Raw genomic sequence first — 19,070 nt, forward strand, 5'->3', positions numbered from 1 at the left:
GTGAAAGCCCGGCCCTCATGGGGATGCCGTCTTGACCGGAGGCCATCAAGGCGGACGGCGGTGAGGTGAAACACCATGCCGAGACAGGGCAGGATGGACCCATGAGGGAAACCCGAGTCTCGGCCGCTGGACTGCGCGAGGCCATCGAACGCAGCGGCTACTACCCCGATCTCGTGGCCGACGCGGCGGAATCCGCGCTGGGCAAGGAGGCGGTGACGGCGTATGTCGTCCACCATGAGGCCACCTTCGACCCGGCGATGGAGGTGCGCAGGCACGTCACCGTAGTGGTCCTCTCACCCACCCGGCTCCTGGTGTGCCACACCGACGAGCACCCGCCCGCCGAGGGCGTCACCACCTCGCACGCCTCCACGACGACCGAGGCCGTGCGCCTGAGCCGCATCCAGTCCGTGGCGGTCACCCGGGTCGTGCCCGACCCCGCCTCCTACGTCCCCGGCGTCACGCCGTCGGAGGTGACCCTCACCATCGGCTGGGGCGCCATCTCCCATGTCGACCTGGAACCCGCCACGTGCGGCGACGAGAACTGCGAGGCCGACCACGGCTACACGGGGGCCGTCACCGCCGACGACCTCTCCCTGCGCGTCAGCGAGGCCGCCGACGGCCCCGACGCCGTGAGCAACGTCCTGGCCTTCGCCAAGGCCCTCTCCGAAGCCACCGCCCGCGCCGCCGGCTGACGCCCGCCTCGACGACCCCTCGCCCTCCCGCCCTCGCGTGGCCTCCCGCCGGGAGGCCACTAGGCCGGGTCCCGGGCGAGGACCGTCCGAGGTCGGTGACAGTCCTGAGTGAGGGCGCCCGCGGTCAGGGGCCGCCCGGAGTGAGGCGTCCGAGGGCCGTCCGGAGTGAGGGCCGTCCGGGGCGAGGGGTGCCACGGCCACGGGGCCGCGAGAGGTCGGCCGGGAGCTGGGCCGAGGGCATTTCACCGCGAGGCGGTGGATTCGACCGGCTGACGAGCGTTCGCCGCGGGGGAGTACGGGGCGCCACGGGAATTCACGGGGCGCCCCGGGGCGGCGGGCACGTGGGCTGAGCCGTTCCCGAGGGACACGCGGGTTAGGGGTGCAGGGGGGACCGGATCCGGCCGCCGGCGGTTTATCCTCCGTCCATCCGCTTGAGGCTCCCGAGCACGACCGGAGACAGGCCCCGCCCCGGGTGGGGCGGGGCACGCCCGCCGGCCTCCAGGTGAACGACAGCCCATCACCGACATCACGAAGGAGGAAAGGGACCGCCCGCGCCGCCCGTACGACCACGAAACGGGCGATCGACGGCTGAGGGGCGTCCCGGAATCCCGATGAACCCGTTGATCAACCCCGCCGAGCTCGGCGACGCCACCGTCCTGGACGTCAGATGGCGACTGGCCGGGCCGCCCGGCATCGAGTCCTACCAGGAGGGCCACCTGCCCGGCGCCGTGTTCTGCGACCTGGATCACGACCTCGCCGCCCCGCGCGGCCCCCGGGGCGGCCGGCATCCGCTGCCCTCCGCCGACGCCTTCCAGGAGTCGATGCGCCGGCTCGGCGTGTCCGGCTCCCGCCCCGTGGTGGTCTACGACGAGGCCGACTCGACGGCCGCCGCCCGTGCGTGGTGGACGCTGCGCTACTTCGGCCACCCCGACGTCCGCGTCCTGGACGGCGGCTACCGCAGGTGGGTCGACGAGGGCCTGCCCACCACCAAGGAGGTCCCCTCTCCCGAGCCGGGCGACTTCACCGCCCGCCCCGGCGGCATGCCCGTCCTGGACGCCGCCCAGGCGAGCGCACTGGCCCAGGAGGGCGTCCTGCTCGACGCCCGAGCCGCCGAGCGCTACCGAGGCGAGGTCGAGCCCGTCGACCCGGTGGCCGGCCACATCCCCGGCGCCCTCAACGCCCCCACCGGCGAGAACGTCGAACCCTCCGGCCGGTTCCACCCCCCGGAGTTCCTCCGCGAACGCTTCATCACCCTCGGCGCCCTCCCCGAGGTCCCCGTGGGCGCCTACTGCGGCTCCGGCGTGACGGCGGCCCACGAGGTCCTCTCCCTGCAGATAGCCGGCGTCCCCGCGGCCCTCTACGTCGGCTCCTGGTCCGACTGGATCACCGACCCCACCCGCCCCATAGCCACCACCTGACCCAGCATCGACAGCACCCTGACCCCGGCCACCGATAGCCACCTGACCTGCGGCGGCGGAGCTTGGATGCTCGGTGGCGGGGTGGTGGTCGGCGCGTCGAGGTCGGATGCCCTGCCCCGGAAGGTTCCTGCGGGGCGTCTACCAACCGTTCGGCTCCATCGGGCGGCCTTTCGCCGGTGCCGGATGGCGGGGTGGTGGGCGGTTCACTCCTGGGCCGGGTGGTCGGGCGCGGCCTGAAGTGGCTCCCGTGCCGCCCCGGGTCCCTCCGTCGGCGCCGGCGCGGCGGGGCGGTGGGCGGTGGGGGCGGCGCCGTCAGCGGTGAGGTGCGGGGCTGGGGTGCGATCGGGTGCCGAGGGGGTGGCCCAGGGAGCCGAAGCAGGTGAAGCCGGGGACGGCCGTCTTCTGGCCGGCCTCGGCCAGGGCTTCGGCGGGGGTGCGGCCCGCGAGGAGGAGGGTGTGGAACTCCGTCATGAGGGCCAGGGCCTCGGCGTCGCGGACGGGGACCAGGCCCGCGACGACGCAGGCGGTTCCCTGCTCAAGGAAGGCGCCGGCCAGGCCCAGCGGGGCGCCGTCGACGGGGGCGTGGGCCATGCCCGCGTCGCAGGCGGACAGGGCCACGAGCCACGGCGTCCGGGAGAGCTTGAGCAGGTCGTAGGCCATGAGCGGGCCGTCGTCCAGGGCGAGGCTGGAGAGCAGGGGGCTGCCGGCGCAGAAGGTGCCGTGCGCGGCGATGTGCGCGATGTCGGCCTTTTCGAGCGCTCTCGTGACGTCCGCCCGGTGAGGGGCGACCTGCGCGGCGGGTAGACGGTCCCCCGGGAGGGGGCACAGGCGTCCCCGGTAGGCGCGGACGATCGTGGACGCCTCCGCGTGAGCGTGCTCCAGCCCCGGCCCCGCCACGGCGGTGATTATCGCGCCACCGGGAGCCCGTGCCTCGATGGCCGCCATCGGCGTGCCGGACCTCGACGCCTCCATCAACGCCACCACCGGCGCGCCGGGACTCGGCGCTTCTTCGTGCAGGAGCGGCCCGCTCGGGGACGTGCCGGATGAGGGCGTGTCGACCGGCCTTGGCAGGAGGGGGAGGCGGGGAGGCTGGAGCAGGGCGGCCGCCCGCCACGCTTCGGCGCTGGAGGCGACGCAGACGGCGCGGCCTCTCAGGGGAGGCAGGACCGGCCACGGCAGGGTGTGCAGCGCTCCCGTCGGCACGATGATCAGTGGACGGTCGGCGACGTCCCCGGCCAGGGGCCCGAGCAGCAGGCGAGCGAGCCGCTCCGCCTCCTCGGCCGTGCCGGTGCCGGTGCCGGTGTCACGCAGGCTCGCGCGGCGCAGGCCGTACCGGAGCCTGGTGGTGGCCTCGGTCGCGGCCGTGTAGGAGCCGAGGCGCCGCAGCTCGCAGCGCTCTTCGGTGACGACGACGGCGCCGAGCCCGTCGCCGTGCCTCACCAGCTCGACCAGCGCCGCGCCGTCGAGGGCCGCCCGCAGGCGCTCGGGCGTGACCAGGACGGGCGGGCGTCCGCGTGCCACCGCGCGCCAGTGCTCGGCCCAGCCCAGCACCGTCTCGGCCCCGCCGTCGTCCATGGCCAGCGCGAGCCCGAAGTCGGCAAGCCGCTCGCCGGCCCGCACCGCGTGCGCCCGCACCCCCGGGTCGTCCAGGCGGTCGCTCCCGGCGGTGGCGTCCCGCAAGCCCGCCCGCAGGGCCGCGAAGGCGCCCGGCAGGTCGCCCCGCAGGCTCCGCCGCAGCGCGACGGCGTGGTGGCGAACCACCCGGTGCGTCCGCCCGGCGGGTGCGCGGACGCGACCGTCAGGTGGCCCCTCCACGCCGGTTCCCCCTGACGGGCTGTCAGCGGGATCCGGCACGGAGGTGAGGTCGTCCGCCGCGTGACCGGTGATCAGGCGAAGCTCGGCGCCGGCCGCCGCGTGGTCGGACAGCGCGACGGCCAGTTCGGCCGCGGTCAGCCGAAGCCCCGCAGCGGGAACCGTCCACCCGCACTCGTCCAGCCTCCCCGCCAGCGACCGGGCCTCGGCGAGCAACGCCCTCACCCCACACCCGGCCTCGGGCCGTTCCCTGGCCTCGCGTATCGCGAGGGATGCACCGGGAGCGGTAGGGCCCACGGGCGGCGCCGTGCGCGGCGGGCCGGCCTGGGAAGGTGCTGCGGACGAGGGGGCCATCGCGAGGCGGGCTCGCAGGGCCACCTCCTCGGCGAGCGGGACCCAGGCGTGGCGGCCCTGGGCGGCCAGCTCGGCGCAGGCGAGTTCGGCGGTCATCCGGGCCTGGTGGGGGTTGCCGACCAGCAGTTCGACCTGCGCCAGCACCAGGCGCGACTCGGCGAGCGCGACCGGGGCGCCGGCGGCTGCCAGCTCGGGCACGGCCCGTTCGAGCAGAGCCCGGGCCTCGCCCGGCAGGTACGCGGCCAGCAGCGCGCCGGCGAAGTCGGCGCGCATGGCGGCGAGCCGTTCGGGGTAACCGGTGAGCGCCTGCTCGGCCGACCGGTACCCGGCGAAGGCCGCCGGGATGTCGCCGCGCCGCGTGGCGACGAACGGCACGTTGGCCTCGGCGAGCAGAGCGATGTGGTCGAGGCCCGCCTGCCGCGCGACGGCCAGGCATTCGGACAGGTCGCGGGACGCGGCGTCGTACCGCTCCAGGTACGCGTGCGCGATGCCCCGGTTGAGCAGGGCCCCGGCCAGGAAGCGCGGGTCGCCGGCCCCGGTGAGGCGGGTGATCGCCGTGTCGCAGTGGGCCACGGCCTCCTCGTTCCTGCCCAGACGGCCCAGCGCCACCGCGCGCTGCACGCTGAGCCGGGCGGTGTCGAGGCCGGTGAGGTGCCCCGCGGCCAGGTCGGCCAGGCGGAGGGCGCCCTCGGGGTCACCCAGGTCGGCGTGGATCGGCACCAGCGACAGCCGGGCCTGGGCGGCCCGCGCGGGCAGATGCCGTGCGGCCTCGACGGCCCGGCCGAGATGGCCGGCGGCGAGCGCCAGGTCGCCGAGCTCGCGGGCCGCGAGCGCGATCGCACGGTGCGCCACGGAGACGGCCTCGGCACACCCCGTCACCCGTGCCTCCGCGAGCACGGCCTGCCCAAGCCCTCGCGCCCGCGCCGGATCGGCCCCGGACACCAGCACCGCCTCCTCCGCCCTCGCCACCAGCCTCCCCACGGCACCGGGCGCGGCCTCCGCCAGGCCCGGCGCGGCGGCGTCCGATGGTGGTTCTTCGGGCGCGAGCAACTCGGCCGCGGCGGCGGGGGTGGGGCGGGGGGTCATGGGCGGACTCGGTGCCAGCGGGTGGCCACGGGAGGGTGGGCGGGGCGGTGGCAGACCACGCTGAGCCAGCCGTGGGGGAGGCCGGTGGTGGCGAACTCCCCGGCTTCGGAGGGGTAGCGCACCTTGCTGACGTACGGGGTCCTGATCTCGACGCGGGTGCCCTCGCCGGGGGCGGGGTGGACCTGGCCGGCCAGGTCGAAGTGCGAGTCGCAGATCGCGACCTCCACGTCGATGGTCAGCCCGTCGACGGCGAAGCGGAGCAGGCGCGACTCGCCGTCCAGCGGGCAGCCGTCTGACCAGATGCGGGTGGGGAGGTCCTGGTAGGAACGGCGGTCGGCGCGCGTGCCCGAGCGGGTGCCGTAGCCGCCGGCGGGCGCCGGCGGTACCGCGACCGGGGTGGCGGTGACGGCTCCGGGCAGGTGCAGGCCGAACGCGCCACGGGCGTCGGCGGCCACGCGGGCGGGCATCGGGTCGGTGCCGGCGGCGACCCTCAGGGCCGCCAGCAGATAGTCGTCGCTCATCGCTGCTGCTCCTCCATGATCGACCGCAGCCGCTTGAGACAGCGGCCGCGGGTGGGGCCGATGCTTCCGATCGGCATGTCGAGCCGCCGGGAGATCTGGGCGTATCCGGCCTCCGGCGCCGTCACGAGCAGCCGGAGCAGCGAACGGCAGGGCTCCCGGAGTGTGTCGACGGCCGCCCACAGGCGCCGCCCCTCGTCCTCGGTGAGCATCACGGCCACGGGGTCGCCGTCGGAGGCGGGCAGGTCGTCCGGCAGGCCGGGGAGCTGGTCGCCCCTCTTCTTGCCGATGCGGATGGCCTCGTGGCGGGTGGTGGTGACCAGCCACGCCCCGAGGCGGTCGAGATCGCGGACGGAGTGGTAGTTCTCGACCAGCCGCAGCCAGGCCGCCTGCACGGCGTCGGCGGCGTCGGAGGGCGACAGGCCGTAGGCCCGCGCCACGGCCCACATGCGGTAGCCGAAGCGCTCGACCAGCCCGCGCCAGGCGATCTCATCGGGAAAGCCGTGATCGTAAGGCATGTGGCGACTTCACGTGATGGAGGGAATGCGTACCGTCACCACCCTAGCGGGGGGCGGGAACCGCGACACCGAGTTCGGGGAATCGCCTGCCGCGCCCGGGGTCGAGCACGTGGGCCGCCGCCTCGGCCGGGGACATGTCACGGGCCGCGGCCGCGATGGCCCCGGCCACCACGGCCGCCGAGAACGACGTGCCGCTCCAGACCGCGTAGCTCTGGAAATGATCAAAGTTCGCGAAACTGCTCACCAACGACTCCCCGCACGCGCAGGCGTCGACCCACGGGCCGAACGCGGAGAATCTCGCCCGGTTCGTCCCGGTGGCGTCCAGGGCGCCGACGGCCACCACCCGGGGCAGGGCGGCGGGCCAGAACGGTCGCGAGGAGCCGGTGTTGCCCGCGCAGGCGACCACCACGGTGCCGGTGAACGCCGCCAGCGCCCGCTCGACCAGCGGCGACGGCCGGTCGTCGTAGGTGTGGCAGCCGAACGAGAGCACCAGGACGTCCACCCGCCCCGCCCGCAGCCGGTTGAGCGCCCGAAGGACCCCGGCCTCGTCTCCCGCGCCCTCGCTGTTCAGCACCCGCACCACGCGCAGCCGCACGCCGGGCGCCTGACGCAGCAGCAGGCCGGCGATGAACGTGCCGTGCCCCGCCTGGCCGTCGAGCCGCCCGTCGCCGTCGGCGTCCAGGACCTCGCCGGGCTGGTCGCGGAACCAGTCGCACCCGGTGAACCACGGATGGGGCAGCACGCCGGTGTCGAGCAGCCCCACCGTCACCCGGGACGGCTCTCCCGGCTCGTACGCCGGGGCGGGCGCGGGCAGGGGCGCGCCGGTGGGGCCGCCGAAGTAGAGCGGCTGCCCGGTCACGACGTGGTTGGGGGCGACCTCGTGGCCCCGCCCGGTGAGCTCGGCGGCGATCTCGCAGGGGTCGGCCCCCGGCGCCAGCCTGACGGTGAACCACCCGTCCATGTGCTCGACCGCCTGGGCCCAGCGCCCGGCCACGTCGGGGGAGCGGGCGAGCAGCACGCCGGGGCGGATGACGGCGCTCATGCCGGGGGTGTGCTCGACTGTCTGGACTTCCACGCACGTGCTCCTTCAGCGAGGGGTAAACGCGGTGCGTGTTCTTCCCTATGCGGAGCGTTGCCAAGCGTGATTAGGTATGACCCGGCTCTGGTGCCTTGCCACGACGGACGGTAGTCTCTCCCTCAGTCACTTGTGATCATCCCAGTATGAGGACGTTGGGGAAGGCGCACCTCGTACGAAACGGGAGGTCCGGTGTCTGCTCGTGGCGTGCTGTACGTCCACTCGGCTCAGCCCGCGCTGTGCCCGCACATTGAATGGGCGGTCGCGGGTGTCCTTGGCATACCCGTTGACCTATCGTGGACTCCCCAGCCAGCTCAGCCTGGCACGGTGCGTACTCAGGCCGAGTGGGAGGGCCGTCCAGGAACGGCGGCGGCGATCACGTCGTCGCTCATGGGCTGGCAGCGCATCCGCTTCGAGACGTCCGAGGACGCCTCTCCGGGTGTCGACGGCTCGCGGCATGCCTACACCCCGACCCTGGGGGCGTTCACCGCTGTCATCGGCGTGTCCGGCGACATCCTGGTGCCCGAGGACCGCCTGCGCAACGTGATGCTCATGGCCGCCCAGGGCCGCGTCGTCCTGGAGGAGGAGCTCGACCGGCTCCTCGGCAAGCAGTGGGACGAGGAGCTCGAACCGTTCCGCTACGCCGGCGACGGCGCCCCCGTCCGCTGGCTGCACGCCGCCGTGTGACCACCCGCCGCCCCACCCGGAGGCCTCAGAGCCCCGGCGCCGAGCCGACGAGCGCGCCGACGGCCCGCTCGATGGGCAGTCCCGGCGGGTCCTCCACGCGCTCCGTGCAGCCGAGGATCAGCGCCAGGATCGCCGTGCCCAGCAGGGAACGCCGGTTCGCGTGATCGAGGACGCCGGCCCCGGGGTCGATGAGCGCGCGCAGGGCGATGCCCTCCGTGGCGGCGGTCAGCAGCCCGACGAGGTCGTCCAGCTCCACCCCTGAGCGCAGCCGCAGGCTACGGGCCTTCAGTATCTCCGCGCACACCTCCCGCCACGGTTCCACCAGCCCGTGGTAGTTCTCGGCCAGCGCCTCCCGGATGGCCTCGTCGCCCTCGGCGGCGGCGATGGCCAGCAGTTCCAGCCGGAACTTGGGCCTGTCGATCAGGCTCACGAGGTCGCAGTAGCCGAGTTCCTGGACGGCGGGTACGAAACGCGGCCCTTCCAGCAGGTCACCGATGATGTGAGCGGCCTCGGTGACGTCGCAGTGGGTCGGCTGGTACCGCGACCACAGGCCGAACCGCAGCAGGTCGGCGATGAAGTGGGAGTGGGACCGCCAGGTGCTCCTCAACGTCGGGACGCTGCCCACGACGGGGAACGGATGGGGGTTGTTCGCCACCTCCGCGGCCACCGCGCGCTGCGACAGGAAGCTCAGGAGGGGGCGCCCGATGGAGCTCTCGTCCTCCGGGTCGCTTTGGGTGCGCTCGGCACCCGGGCCGAGGTGGCGCTCGATCAGGCGCATGGCCGCCATGAGGTAGGCGGCGGTGACGGGATCGTTGGCGAGCCTGTCACGGCTCGCGGGCGTGCGCCGGTCGAGTCGCCGGAGCACCTGTGACAGGTCCTGGTCGTAGGGGGACGGGAGCTGCTGCTTCAGCGTCTGCTTCTCGGTCACGCCACTCATGCTCCGTCCACCCGCGCTCGGCTGTACAGGAGCGCGGGCGCGCGGTGGTGCGCGCCGGCGTCCCCGCACGCGCGCTGGAGACACGTTCACGGCGGTCCCCGTACAACGGAGGTGGGACGCGGCGGCACGGAGGCCCGCCGGGTCCGTTCGACAGACGCCTTCTGCCGGCCGGCGAGGGCGGAGGTCGCGACACGTTCACGGAACGGACGTGGGGCGGGCCGTGGACGCGGCGAGGCCCCGCACCTGGGTGCGGGGCCTCGGTGGTCGGGGTCAGAGGGGGATGTTGCCGTGGGCTCCTCGGGCGGGGGTGGCCTGGGAGAGGATCTTGGCGATGGCGCCCCGGGTCTCGGCGGGCTTGATGACCTCGTCGACGACGCCGAGCTGGATGGCGCGGTCGAGGCCGCCGGCGACCTTCTCGTGCTCCTCGGCCAGGCGGGCCTCCAGGGCCGGGCGGTCCTCCTCGGGGACGGCCGCCAGCTCGCGGCGCTTCAGGACGCGGATGGCGGCGACCGCGCCCATCACGGCGATCTCGGCGGTCGGCCAGGCGAAGACCTTGGTGGCGCCCAGCGAGCGGGAGTTCATCGCGATGTACGCGCCGCCGTACGCCTTGCGGGTCACCAGCGTGACGCGCGGGACGGTGGCCTCGGCGAACGCGTGCAGCAGCTTGGCGCCGCGCCGCACGACGCCGTCGTGCTCCTGCCCGACGCCTGGCAGGTAACCCGGGACGTCGACCAGGACGACCAGCGGCACTCCGAAGGAGTCGCACATGCGCACGAAGCGGGCGGCCTTCTCGGCGGAGGTGGAGTCGAGGCAGCCGGCCAGGCGCATCGGGTTGTTGGCGATGACGCCGACCGTGCGACCGCCCATGCGGCCGAGCGTGGTCACGATGTTCGGCGCCCACTTGGGGTGCAGCTCCACACCGCGCTCGTCGAGCAGGCCGTTGACCAGCGGGTGAACGTCGTAGGCCCTGCGTGGCTCCTCGGGCAGCAGCCCGGAGAAGTCGGCCTCCTCCACCGAGGAGAGCCGGACGCGGCCCTGGTGGCCGAGCAGGACGGCCAGGCGCCGCGCGTTGAGCAGGGCGTCGGTGTCGTCCTTGGCCACCACGTGCACGACGCCGCTGCGCCTGCTGTGCGGCTCGGGCCCGCCGAGACCGGCCATGTCGATCTTCTCGCCGGTGACGCTGCGGACGACGTCGGGGCCGGTGACGAAGATGCGGCCCTGGTCGGACAGGATGACCAGGTCGGTCAGCGCCGGCCCGTACGCGGCTCCGCCGGCCGCCGGGCCGAGGACCACGGAGATCTGCGGCACCACGCCGGAGGCCCGGGTCATCGCGGCGAACACGCGGCCGACGGCGTGCAGGGACTCCACGCCCTCGGCCAGACGGGCGCCGCCGGAGTGCCACAGGCCCACGATGGGCACCCGCTCGCGCACCGCGACGTCGTACGCCTGCACGATGTGCTCGCAGCCCTCGCTTCCCATGGCGCCGCCCTGGACGCGCGCGTCGCTGGAGAACGCCACCACGGGCACCCCCTCGACGCGGCCGAGGGCGGCGAGGACTCCGCTGCGGTCCTCGGGGGACAGCAGGTGGGCCGAGCCCTCGTCGAACAGGGCGGTCAGGCGGGTGAGAGGCGCGCGGGGATCAGGTGCCTCCTGTTCGGAGGCAGCGGTCACCACCTCGTTGCCGAGCACGGTCACGGTCGCTCCCAAATCAGACGCTGACGAAGGCGACGGCGACGTTGTGGCCGCCGAACCCGAACGAGTTGTTGATCGCGGCGATCTGGCCGCCGGGGAGCTTGCGCGGCTCGCCCCGGACGATGTCCACCTCGACGCCGTCGTCGAGGTCGTCCACGTTCACCGTGGGCGGGACGATGCGGTCGCGCAACGCCAGGATCGTGAAGATGGACTCGATGCCGCCGGCCCCGCCGAGGAGGTGGCCGGTCATCGACTTGGTGGCGGTGACGGCCGGGTGGTCACCGATGATCTCCGCGATCGCCTGCGCCTCCACGACGTCACCCGCCGGGGTGGAGGTCGCGTGCGCGTTGACGTGCTTGATGTCCTGGCCGGTCAGGCGGGCGTTCTCCAGCAGCTTGCGTGTGGCGCTCATGATGCCGGTGCCGGTGGGGTCGGGCTGGGCGATGTGGTGGGCGTCGGCGGAGTAACCCACGCCGGCGGCCTCGGCGTAGACGCGGGCGCCGCGAGCCAGGGCGTGCTCCTCGGACTCCAGGACGATGATGCCCGCGCCCTCGCCGAGCACGAAGCCGTCGCGCTCGCGGTCCCAGGGGCGGGAGGCGCGCAGCGGCTCGTCGTTGCGCGTCGACATGGCGCGCATCGCGGCGAAGGAGCCGATGTTGAGGGGGTGGATGGCGGCCTCGGTGCCGCCCGCCACGACGACGTCGGCACGCCCGGTGCGGATCATCTCGATGGCGTAGCCGATGGACTCCGCGCCGGTGGCGCAGGCGCTGACGGTCGCGTGGACGCCGGCCGTGGCGCCGATGTCGATGCCGATCCACCCGGCCGAGCCGTTGGGCATCAGCATCGGGACGGTGAAGGGCGACAGCCGCTGCCAGCCCTTCTCCTTGAAGGTGTCGTAGGCGTCCAGGATGGTGGTGATGCCGCCGATGCCGCTGCCGACCACGACGCCGAGCCGGTCGGAGGCGACCTTGGGGCTGCCCGCGTCCTTCCACGCCTGCCGGGCCGCGATCAGCCCGAACTGCTCGGCGCGGTCGAGACGGCGCGCCTCGGGCCTGGGCAGGACCTCACCCGGCTCGACGGCGACCCTCCCGGCGAACTTCACCGGGACGGAGTCGACCCAGTCCTCGGTGAGGGGTGCGATGCCCGACCGCCCGGCGAGGAGGGCCGACCAGGTCGAGTCGACGTCTCCACCGAGGGGCGTCGTCGCGCCGAGCCCGGTGACGACGACACGTACCCGGTCTGTACTCACTTGACGTGCTCCTAAGAATCGACGGGAAGCATGATCGGCGCACGGGGCGGCCACCGGCCGCCGTGCGGCCGGGCCGGGTCGCGGCGTGGGGGTGGCCGCCGGCCGCGCCGGTGCCGGAGCGGCCGGACGCGGCGGGCCGATTCCGCCTGGCGCCGGGGCAGGGCGCCGGGCGCCCGCGTCGGCTAGTTCTGGATGAAGCTGATGACGTCTTTGACGGTCTTGAGGTGCTTGAGCTGGTCGTCGGGGATCTCCACGCCGAACTCGTCCTGGGCGGCGACCGCGATCTCGACCATGGACAGGGAGTCGATGTCGAGGTCGTCGACGAAGTTCTTCTCGGGGGTGACCTCGGTGGCCGGGATGCCGGTGATCTCGTTGATGATCTTGCCGAGGCCCGCGAGGATGTCCTGCTCGGTCGCTGCCATTTCCTGATATCTCCTTTGTTGGGACTTCTCTTGGTCTGCACGGCGGCCGCACGGGCCCTCCGCGCAAGCTCAGGGAATCTCTACCACTTGGCCGGCGTAGGTGAGGCCGGCGCCGAAGCCCAGCAGCAGGGCGAGGTCGCCCGACTGCACCTCGCCGCGCTCGATCATGCGGCTCATCGCCAGCGGGATGGACGCGGCGGAGGTGTTGCCCGCCAGGACGATGTCCTTGGCGATGACGGCCTTGTCGGCGCCGAGCTTGCGCGCGATGGTGTCGATGATGCGCAGGTTGGCCTGGTGGGGCACGAAGGCCGCGAGCTCCGCGGGGTCGACGCCCGCGCGCTCGCACGCCTCCTTCGCCACGGGGTGCAGCGCCGTGGTGGCCCAGCGGAACACCGTCTGGCCCTCCTGGTGCAGGAAGGACTCGCGGTCTCTGACGATGATCGCGTCGTGCTTGTCGCCCGCGCTGCCCCACACGACCGGGCCGATGCCCGGCGTCTCGGCGGGGCCCACCACGGCCGCGCCCGCGCCGTCGGCGAAGATCACCGCGGTGGCGCGGTCGTTCCAGTCGATCCACTGGGAGAGCTTCTCGGTGCCGACGACCAGCACGTTCGTGGCCGAGCCGCCTCGGATGGCGTCGGCCGCCGCGGACAGGGCGTAGCAGAAACCGGCGCAGGCGGCGTTGACGTCGAACGCGCCGGGCGCCTGGACGCCCAGCCGGTGGGCCACGCGGGCGGCGGCGTTGGGGATCTGCGCCTCCAGCGTGCAGGTGGCCACGACGACGAGGTCGATGTCGGCGGCCGACAGGCCGCTCGCGGCCAGCGCCTTGCCGCCCGCCTGCACGGCGAGGTCGATCTCGGACTCCTCGGGGCCGGCGATGCGCCGCTCCTTGATGCCCACGCGGTTCTGGATCCACGCGTCGTCGGTGTCGATGGTCTTGGCCAGGTCGTCGTTGGTGACGACCCCCGCCGGCTGGTAGCCGCCGAAAGCCAGAACCTTCGCACCCGGGGCGCCACGCATGATCCTCACTGGGCGGTCTCCTTGTCGATCACGTCGCGGGCGGCCGCGAGGTCGTCGGGGGTCTTCAGGGCGACCGTGGCCACGCCGGGCAGCGCCCGCTTGGCGAGTCCGGTCAGCGTGCCCCCGGGCAGCAGCTCGATCACGGCGGTCACGCCCATGCCGGCCATGGTGGCCATGCAAAGGTCCCACCGGACGGGGCGCGCGACCTGGTCGACGAGCCGCTCGACGAACGCGGCCCCGCTCGCGACGGCCTGGCCGTCGGCGTTGGACAGCAGGGTGACGCGCGGATCGGCCGGGGTGAGGCCCGCGGCGGCGGTGCGCAGGTGGTCGACGGCGGTGGCCATGTGCTCGGTGTGGAAGGCCCCGGCCACCGACAGGGACCGCAGCCGGGCCCGCGCGGGCGGTTCGGCCGCGAAGGCGGCGAGCTGGTCGAGGGTGCCGGCGGCGACGATCTGGCCGGCGCCGTTGACGTTCGCCGGAGTGAGGCCGTGGCGCTCGATCGACGCCAGGACGTCGTCCTCGGCGCCGCCGAGCACGGCGGTCATGCCGGTGCTGGTGACCGCGGCGGCCTTGGCCATCGCCTGGCCGCGCTCGCGGACGAGGGTGAGGGCCTGTTCGGGCGTCAGCACGCCCGCCAGGGCCGCGGCGGTGAACTCGCCGACGCTGTGCCCGGCGACCACGCCGGGCGACCCGCCGGGGGAGTCGGCGCCGAAGAGGATCTCCGCGACGGCGAGCCCGGCGGCTACCAACAGTGGCTGCGCGACCGCGGTGTCGCGGATCTCGTCGGCCTCCGCGGTGGTGCCGTAAGCGATCAGGTCGAGGCCGGCGATCTCCGACCACGCGGACAGCCGGGCCCTCAGACCGGGCGTCTCAAGCCATGGAGACAGGAAGCCGGGAGTCTGGGCGCCTTGGCCGGGAGCGACGATGACGAGCACAAAATCCACCATGCCCTGTAGGAGTTCACCACAGTGCTAATGATCCGTACGAACTTTGTCACTGGGTTCTTGTAGGAAACCTCTAGTGAAGGTTTCCGGCCTGTTGCAGAACCCCGATCAGGTTACGGTTGTGCGCGACAGCCGCCCGAGGATCAGTCCGACCTGTAGCGTGAAGGCGGACCGTCCCTCCGTGGGCTGGTACCCCGTCAGCTCCGTGATCTTCTTCAGACGGTAACGCACCGTGTTCGGATGGACGAAGAGCAGACGCGCCGTGGCTTCCAAAGAGGTGCCCTGCTCCAGGTAAGTCGCAAGTGTGTCCAGAAGGGGCGTTCCTTCCAAGGGCGCGTAGACGTTCTCGATGAGCTGCGCCCGCGCGTCCTCGTCGCCGTCGATCGCCCGCTCGGCGAGCAGGTCCTCGGCGAGCACGGGACGCGGCGCGTCCGGCCATCCCGACGCCGCGCGCAGCCCCGCCGTGGCGGCGCGGGCGGAGTTCGCCGCCGCCTGCAGGTCGGGCACCTCCGGGCCGATGACGATCGGCCCGGGCCCGAAGCGCGGCACCACGTGCCTGGCGGCGTCCTTGATGCTGTCGGCGCCGCCCACGATGACGATCAGCCGGTCGCCCTGCACGCCGGCCAGCAGGTCCTGGCCCAGGCGCCGGCCCTTGTCACGCATGCCGTCGATGACCATCTGCGGGTCGGTGTCGGGGGCGTGGCCCGCGAGCACGACCACGGGGGAGGACGTCCAGCCGAGGGCGGCGGCCCAGGAGTGCAGCCCGTCGTCCACCTCGCCGCGCACCAGGGCGTCCACGATGAGGGCCTCCAGGCGGGCGTCCCACGCGCCGCGCACCTCGGCCTCGCGGGCGTAGACGTCCGCGGCGGCGAACGCCACGTCGCGGGTGTAGCGCAGCATGGCGTGCCGGAGCTGCTCCTCGCCGCCGGGGGCGGCGAGCTCCTGCACCTCCGCCTCGACCACCTCGACGACGACGCGCACCAGGTCGACGGTCTGCTGCAGGGAGACCGAGCGCTTCAGCTCGCGCGGGGCCGTGCCGAAGATCTCGACGCTGGGGACGGGCCTGCCCTCGTCGGCGTGCTGGAACCAGTCGACGAAGGCGGCGATGCCGGCCTGGGCCACCAGCCCCACCCAGGAGCGGTCCTCGGCCGACAGCGCGCGGTACCACGGCAGCCGGTCGTCCATGCGGGCCATGGCGGCGGTCCCGAGGGTGCCCATCGCCCTTTCCAGCCGCTGTGCGGTGTCCTCGCGTACCCGGTCGTTCACATCCCTAGGGTGCCAGGTCAACGGGAGTGTGACGGCCGTCGGCGTCTCGGGGGCGCCCTCAGATGACCGCCGCGGCGGTGATCAGGCCGATGCTCAGGTGGGTGACGCCGAGCAGGACCGCGGCCGGTTGCAGCGTCGCCTCGTGCACCAGCTCGCGCACCGAGATGCCGGCGACCCGGTCGAACGCCATCGTCCCCAGGGTCTGCATGGCGATGCCGACGAGGCCGAACACCAGGGTGGCCAGCAGCCCTTCCTGCAGCAGGCCCCCGGAGGACCAGATCGAGGCCGAGACGATCAGGGCGATCGCCACGAGGCTGGACGCCGTGAGCAGCGTGGCGTTGGGGTTGCGCTCGACCCGGATCACCTTGCTGAGGCGTCCGGGGACGGCGAGGTCGGTCATGTAGAACCCCACGACCAGCAGCAGGACGCCCACGATCGCGTAGGCGACGATGGCCAGGGCTCCGCGTCCGAGGGCCTCACCCAGCGGGGCGGCGAGCGCGACGGTCATCTGTGTCTCCTTGTGCGGGTGGCGCCGGGCGGGGTCACGAGTGGATGCGGTGCGGGACGAACGACGAGGAGTCGTCGGTGATCAGGCCGGAGGTCTCGCGGATGCCTAGCCCGGCGGCCTCGTCCCCCACCATCCAGGCGCCGAGCACCGGACGCCACCCGTCGAAGCCGGGCAGCGCGCGGAACTCCTGGTAGACGTACCCTTCCGCACCGTAGTCGCCCGGGGTGCGCTGTGAGCCCTCCGGGGCGACGACGCGCATGCCCGCGCCCTCCCTGCCCAGCAGCGGCTTCTCGATGAAGGAGGACAGGTCGCGCGGGCCGTCCAGGTAGGCGGGCAGCAGGTTCGGGTGGCCGGGGTAGAGCTCCCACAGCACGGCGAGCAGGGCCTTGTTCGACAGCAGCATCTTCCACAGCGGCTCGATCCACGTCATGGAGACCTGGCCGGCGACGGCCTGGCGGCCGAACGGGTCGGCGACGACCCACTCCCACGGGTAGAGCTTGCACAGCGTGCGGACGACCCGCTGCTCCATGTCGACGAAGCGCAGGTTGCGCTGGTCCCAGCCGATGTCCTCCATGGCGACCGAGACCGTGGCCAGGCCCGCCTGCGCGGCCGTCTCCTGCAGGTAGCCGACCGTCATGGCCTCCTCGCCGGACTCGTCCATGGCGGTCCAGGCGAAGTGGGCGGGGCCGCTCTGCAGGGGGAGCTCCCGCCAGCGGTCGACGAGGCGCTCGTGCAGGGAGTTCCACTGGTCGTCGCCGGGGTGGACGTCCTGCAGCCAGAACCACTGGACGGAGGAGCTCTCGACCAGGCTGGTCGGGGTGTCGGCGTTGTACTCGAGCAGCTTGGCCGGGCCCTCGCCGTCGTACCGCAGGTCGAAGCGGCCGTACAGGTGCGGGTCGCGCCGCCGCCAGGACTCCTCGACGGCGGGCGCGGCCCACTCGGGGATGGCGAAGTCGCGGTAGCGGCCCTGGGCGACGACGTGGGCCACGGCCGCGAGGCACATGGCGTGCAGCTCCTCGACCTGGCTCTCCAGGGCGAGCACCTCGTCCATGGTGAAGACGTAGTGCACCGCCTCGTCCCAGTAGGGCCGCGGCAGGTCCGCGGGGTGCGCCGAGCGGTGGTAGGCCAGGCCCTGCGACTCGATGGTCTTCTCCCAGCCCGGCCGGGGGGCCGACGTCTGCCTGCGCACTCAGCTCCCCCCGCTTCCGCCGCGGCCGCCGAAGCCGCCGCGCTGGATGACGGCGCCCGACCTGGTGGAGATGTTCGCGTTCGACGGGCGGACCGTCGTGCCGCCGAAGACGCGCGAGGCGCGCAGCGCGCCGCCGAAGTACCAGATGTAGGCCCCGTGCGGGCCGCGGTAGCCCTCCTCGCAGCGGTCGTCGTCCACGACCAGGTAGCCGTCGGCGTCGCGATCGGCCACCGCGACGCAGTCGGCGGTGACGTCGTCGGTGTTCGCGCTGGCGATCGCGGCCCCGACCACCAGGGTCGCCACCACGCCCACCGTCCCCAGCTTGACCGCGCGGGACGACAGCCGCTTCCTCTTGCCCGGACCGCCTCCCGGACCACCACCAGGACCGATGCCGCCGCCCCGTCCGGCACCGCCGCCCCCGCCCTTGCCGCCGTGTGGAAAGGCCGTCGGTCGTGGGTCAGGGTCCGGTCCGGAAGTGGCCATCTGCGTCCGTTTCTTCACTATCGGGGCAAAACATCCGTTCAATCGGTCAACGGACAGCCCGGCGAGGAAGTTTCTCCCCGCTCATCATCGGGCGGCATCCCGCGCCCCACCGAGGATTCTGCCCGGCCGGCACGGCGACGGCACCGGCGGACTGGGTAAAGTCCCGAGGTGTGGAACCGGTCGAGGCGCTCAAGCGGATCGCGTACCTCCTTGAGAGGGCGGGCGAGCCCACCTACCGGGTCCGCGCCTTCCGCGGCGCCGCGGCCACCGTCGAGCGGCTCTCGCGCGAGGAGCTGACGCGGCTCGCGCGCTCGGGCGGCCTCACCGGCCTCCAGGGCGTCGGCAAGGTGACCGCCCTGGCGATCAGCGAGGCGCTGGGGGGCGAGGTGCCCACCTACCTGCGCCGCCTGGAGGACACCGAGGGCCTCGACCTCGACGAGACGGCCGCCGCCCTGCGGGCCGCGCTGCGCGGCGACCTGCACAGCCACTCCGACTGGTCGGACGGCGGCTCGCCGATCAGGGAGATGGCCGCCGCCGCCGCCGGGCTCGGGCACGACTACCTCGCCATGACCGACCACTCGCCGCGCCTCACCGTCGCCAACGGCCTGTCCGCCGACCGGCTGCGCGCCCAGCTCGACGTCATCGCCGCCCTGAACGAGGAGCTGGCGCCGTTCCGCCTGCTCACCGGCATCGAGGTGGACATCCTGCCCGACGGCTCCCTCGACCAGGAGCCCGAGCTGCTCGACCGCCTCGACGTCGTCGTCGCCAGCGTGCACTCCCAGCTCAAGATGGGCGCCGACGCGATGACCCGGCGGATGATCACCGCGATCTCCAACCCGCGTGTGGACGTGCTGGGCCACTGCACGGGGCGCATCGTCCGGGCCGGGGGCCGGCGCGGCGGCCTGCGGCCGGAGTCGGAGTTCGACGCCGAGATCGTGTTCGAGGCGTGCAGGCGGTTCGGCGTCGCCGTCGAGATCAACTCCCGGCCCGACCGGCTCGACCCGCCCAAACGGCTGATGCGGCTGGCCTACGAGATGGGCTGCCTGTTCTCGATCGACTCCGACGCCCACGCGCCCGGCCAGCTCGACTGGCAGCACTTCGGCTGCGCGCGCGCCGCCCGGTGCGGCGTCGAGCCCGAGCGGGTGATCGGCACCTGGCCGCTGGACGATCTGCTGGCCTGGACCACCTCCTAGCGCACCCCGG

At 73.7% G+C, this 19,070-nt stretch carries 18 protein-coding genes; 4 read left to right on the forward strand and 14 right to left on the reverse strand.

Translation table 11 applies throughout. The features are described 5' to 3' along the window. Positions 1 to 101 precede the first annotated feature (101 nt). Positions 102 to 692, forward strand: a complete 591-nt coding sequence (locus PYR91_RS22785; protein WP_279782583.1) for a DUF5998 family protein — start codon at positions 102 to 104, stop codon at positions 690 to 692. Between the two features lie 611 nt (positions 693 to 1,303). After that, a complete protein-coding gene (locus tag PYR91_RS22790) occupies positions 1,304 to 2,110 on the forward strand; it encodes a sulfurtransferase (RefSeq protein WP_279782584.1) in 807 nt (268 codons plus the stop codon). 312 nt (positions 2,111 to 2,422) lie between these two features. On the opposite strand, the gene PYR91_RS22795 is transcribed toward PYR91_RS22790, so the two are convergent. The 4 genes from PYR91_RS22795 to PYR91_RS22810 are packed head-to-tail and all read right to left on the reverse strand — an operon-like array spanning position 2,423 to position 7,473. Beyond that, positions 2,423 to 5,362, reverse strand: coding sequence for a CHAT domain-containing tetratricopeptide repeat protein (locus PYR91_RS22795; RefSeq protein WP_279782586.1), 2,940 nt, complete (start codon positions 5,360 to 5,362; stop codon positions 2,423 to 2,425). Further along, positions 5,359 to 5,883 carry a hypothetical protein gene (locus PYR91_RS22800; protein WP_279782588.1) on the reverse strand — a complete coding sequence of 175 codons (525 nt, stop codon included), beginning with the start codon at positions 5,881 to 5,883 and terminating at the stop codon, positions 5,359 to 5,361. Before PYR91_RS22800 ends, PYR91_RS22795 begins: the two co-directional genes overlap by 4 nt. Further along, positions 5,880 to 6,398, reverse strand: a complete 519-nt coding sequence (locus PYR91_RS22805; protein ID WP_279782590.1) for a sigma-70 family RNA polymerase sigma factor — start codon at positions 6,396 to 6,398, stop codon at positions 5,880 to 5,882. Before PYR91_RS22805 ends, PYR91_RS22800 begins: the two co-directional genes overlap by 4 nt. 43 nt (positions 6,399 to 6,441) lie before the next feature. Next, positions 6,442 to 7,473, reverse strand: a complete 1,032-nt coding sequence (locus PYR91_RS22810; protein ID WP_279782592.1) for a S8/S53 family peptidase — start codon at positions 7,471 to 7,473, stop codon at positions 6,442 to 6,444. Positions 7,474 to 7,665: 192 nt separating this feature from the next. Here PYR91_RS22810 and PYR91_RS22815 point away from each other — a divergent pair, with 192 nt between their 5' ends. Next, positions 7,666 to 8,160, forward strand: coding sequence for a DUF3145 domain-containing protein (locus PYR91_RS22815; RefSeq protein ID WP_279782593.1), 495 nt, complete (start codon positions 7,666 to 7,668; stop codon positions 8,158 to 8,160). Positions 8,161 to 8,185: 25 nt separating this feature from the next. Here the strand turns inward: PYR91_RS22815 and PYR91_RS22820 are convergent, their stop codons facing one another. From PYR91_RS22820 to PYR91_RS22865, 10 genes are all read right to left on the reverse strand, one after another. Next, positions 8,186 to 9,088 carry a TetR family transcriptional regulator C-terminal domain-containing protein gene (locus tag PYR91_RS22820; protein WP_279782594.1) on the reverse strand — a complete coding sequence of 301 codons (903 nt, stop codon included), beginning with the start codon at positions 9,086 to 9,088 and terminating at the stop codon, positions 8,186 to 8,188. 279 nt (positions 9,089 to 9,367) lie between these two features. After that, positions 9,368 to 10,792 carry a carboxyl transferase domain-containing protein gene (locus PYR91_RS22825; protein ID WP_279782596.1) on the reverse strand — a complete coding sequence of 475 codons (1,425 nt, stop codon included), beginning with the start codon at positions 10,790 to 10,792 and terminating at the stop codon, positions 9,368 to 9,370. Between the two features lie 13 nt (positions 10,793 to 10,805). Then, on the reverse strand, positions 10,806 to 12,038 hold the full coding sequence (gene fabF, locus PYR91_RS22830) for a beta-ketoacyl-ACP synthase II (RefSeq protein ID WP_279782598.1): 1,233 nt from the start codon (positions 12,036 to 12,038) through the stop codon (positions 10,806 to 10,808). Between the two features lie 182 nt (positions 12,039 to 12,220). After that, the gene (locus PYR91_RS22835; RefSeq protein ID WP_279782600.1) at positions 12,221 to 12,460 is read right to left on the reverse strand and encodes an acyl carrier protein; all 240 of its coding nucleotides are present in this window, start codon (positions 12,458 to 12,460) and stop codon (positions 12,221 to 12,223) included. Between the two features lie 69 nt (positions 12,461 to 12,529). Beyond that, complete coding sequence (locus PYR91_RS22840) at positions 12,530 to 13,477, reverse strand: ketoacyl-ACP synthase III (protein ID WP_279782867.1); 948 nt, start codon at positions 13,475 to 13,477, stop codon at positions 12,530 to 12,532. Positions 13,478 to 13,482: 5 nt separating this feature from the next. Beyond that, positions 13,483 to 14,412, reverse strand: a complete 930-nt coding sequence (locus tag PYR91_RS22845) for an ACP S-malonyltransferase (protein WP_279782869.1) — start codon at positions 14,410 to 14,412, stop codon at positions 13,483 to 13,485. Between the two features lie 117 nt (positions 14,413 to 14,529). After that, positions 14,530 to 15,639 carry a helix-turn-helix domain-containing protein gene (locus PYR91_RS22850; RefSeq protein WP_279782870.1) on the reverse strand — a complete coding sequence of 370 codons (1,110 nt, stop codon included), beginning with the start codon at positions 15,637 to 15,639 and terminating at the stop codon, positions 14,530 to 14,532. 106 nt (positions 15,640 to 15,745) lie between these two features. After that, positions 15,746 to 16,195, reverse strand: coding sequence for a DUF350 domain-containing protein (locus tag PYR91_RS22855; RefSeq protein WP_279782602.1), 450 nt, complete (start codon positions 16,193 to 16,195; stop codon positions 15,746 to 15,748). A gap of 34 nt (positions 16,196 to 16,229) precedes the next feature. Continuing rightward, complete coding sequence (locus tag PYR91_RS22860; protein ID WP_279782604.1) at positions 16,230 to 17,384, reverse strand: glutathionylspermidine synthase family protein; 1,155 nt, start codon at positions 17,382 to 17,384, stop codon at positions 16,230 to 16,232. Beyond that, on the reverse strand, positions 17,385 to 17,696 hold the full coding sequence (locus tag PYR91_RS22865; protein WP_279782605.1) for a hypothetical protein: 312 nt from the start codon (positions 17,694 to 17,696) through the stop codon (positions 17,385 to 17,387). It abuts the gene before it with no gap. 341 nt (positions 17,697 to 18,037) lie between these two features. Between PYR91_RS22865 and PYR91_RS22870 the strand changes: the two genes are divergently transcribed. After that, positions 18,038 to 19,060, forward strand: coding sequence for a PHP domain-containing protein (locus tag PYR91_RS22870; protein WP_279782607.1), 1,023 nt, complete (start codon positions 18,038 to 18,040; stop codon positions 19,058 to 19,060). The last annotated feature ends 10 nt before the right edge of the window (positions 19,061 to 19,070 follow it).

Source organism: Sphaerisporangium sp. TRM90804, assembly GCF_029846175.1.
Taxonomy (GTDB): Bacteria; Actinomycetota; Actinomycetes; order Streptosporangiales; family Streptosporangiaceae; genus Sphaerisporangium.

Excerpts from the sequence above, each read along its gene's own strand:
- PYR91_RS22790 (WP_279782584.1), top strand. The coding sequence starts at position 1,304 with ATGAACCCGTTGATCAACCCCGCCGAGCTCGGCGACGCCACCGTCCTG.
- PYR91_RS22795 (WP_279782586.1), bottom strand. The coding sequence starts at position 5,362 with ATGACCCCCCGCCCCACCCCCGCCGCCGCGGCCGAGTTGCTCGCGCCC.
- PYR91_RS22800 (WP_279782588.1), bottom strand. The coding sequence starts at position 5,883 with ATGAGCGACGACTATCTGCTGGCGGCCCTGAGGGTCGCCGCCGGCACC.
- PYR91_RS22805 (WP_279782590.1), bottom strand. The coding sequence starts at position 6,398 with ATGCCTTACGATCACGGCTTTCCCGATGAGATCGCCTGGCGCGGGCTG.
- PYR91_RS22785 (WP_279782583.1), top strand. The coding sequence starts at position 102 with ATGAGGGAAACCCGAGTCTCGGCCGCTGGACTGCGCGAGGCCATCGAA.
- PYR91_RS22850 (WP_279782870.1), bottom strand. The coding sequence starts at position 15,639 with ATGGGCACCCTCGGGACCGCCGCCATGGCCCGCATGGACGACCGGCTG.
- PYR91_RS22840 (WP_279782867.1), bottom strand. The coding sequence starts at position 13,477 with ATGCGTGGCGCCCCGGGTGCGAAGGTTCTGGCTTTCGGCGGCTACCAG.
- PYR91_RS22835 (WP_279782600.1), bottom strand. The coding sequence starts at position 12,460 with ATGGCAGCGACCGAGCAGGACATCCTCGCGGGCCTCGGCAAGATCATC.
- PYR91_RS22855 (WP_279782602.1), bottom strand. The coding sequence starts at position 16,195 with ATGACCGTCGCGCTCGCCGCCCCGCTGGGTGAGGCCCTCGGACGCGGA.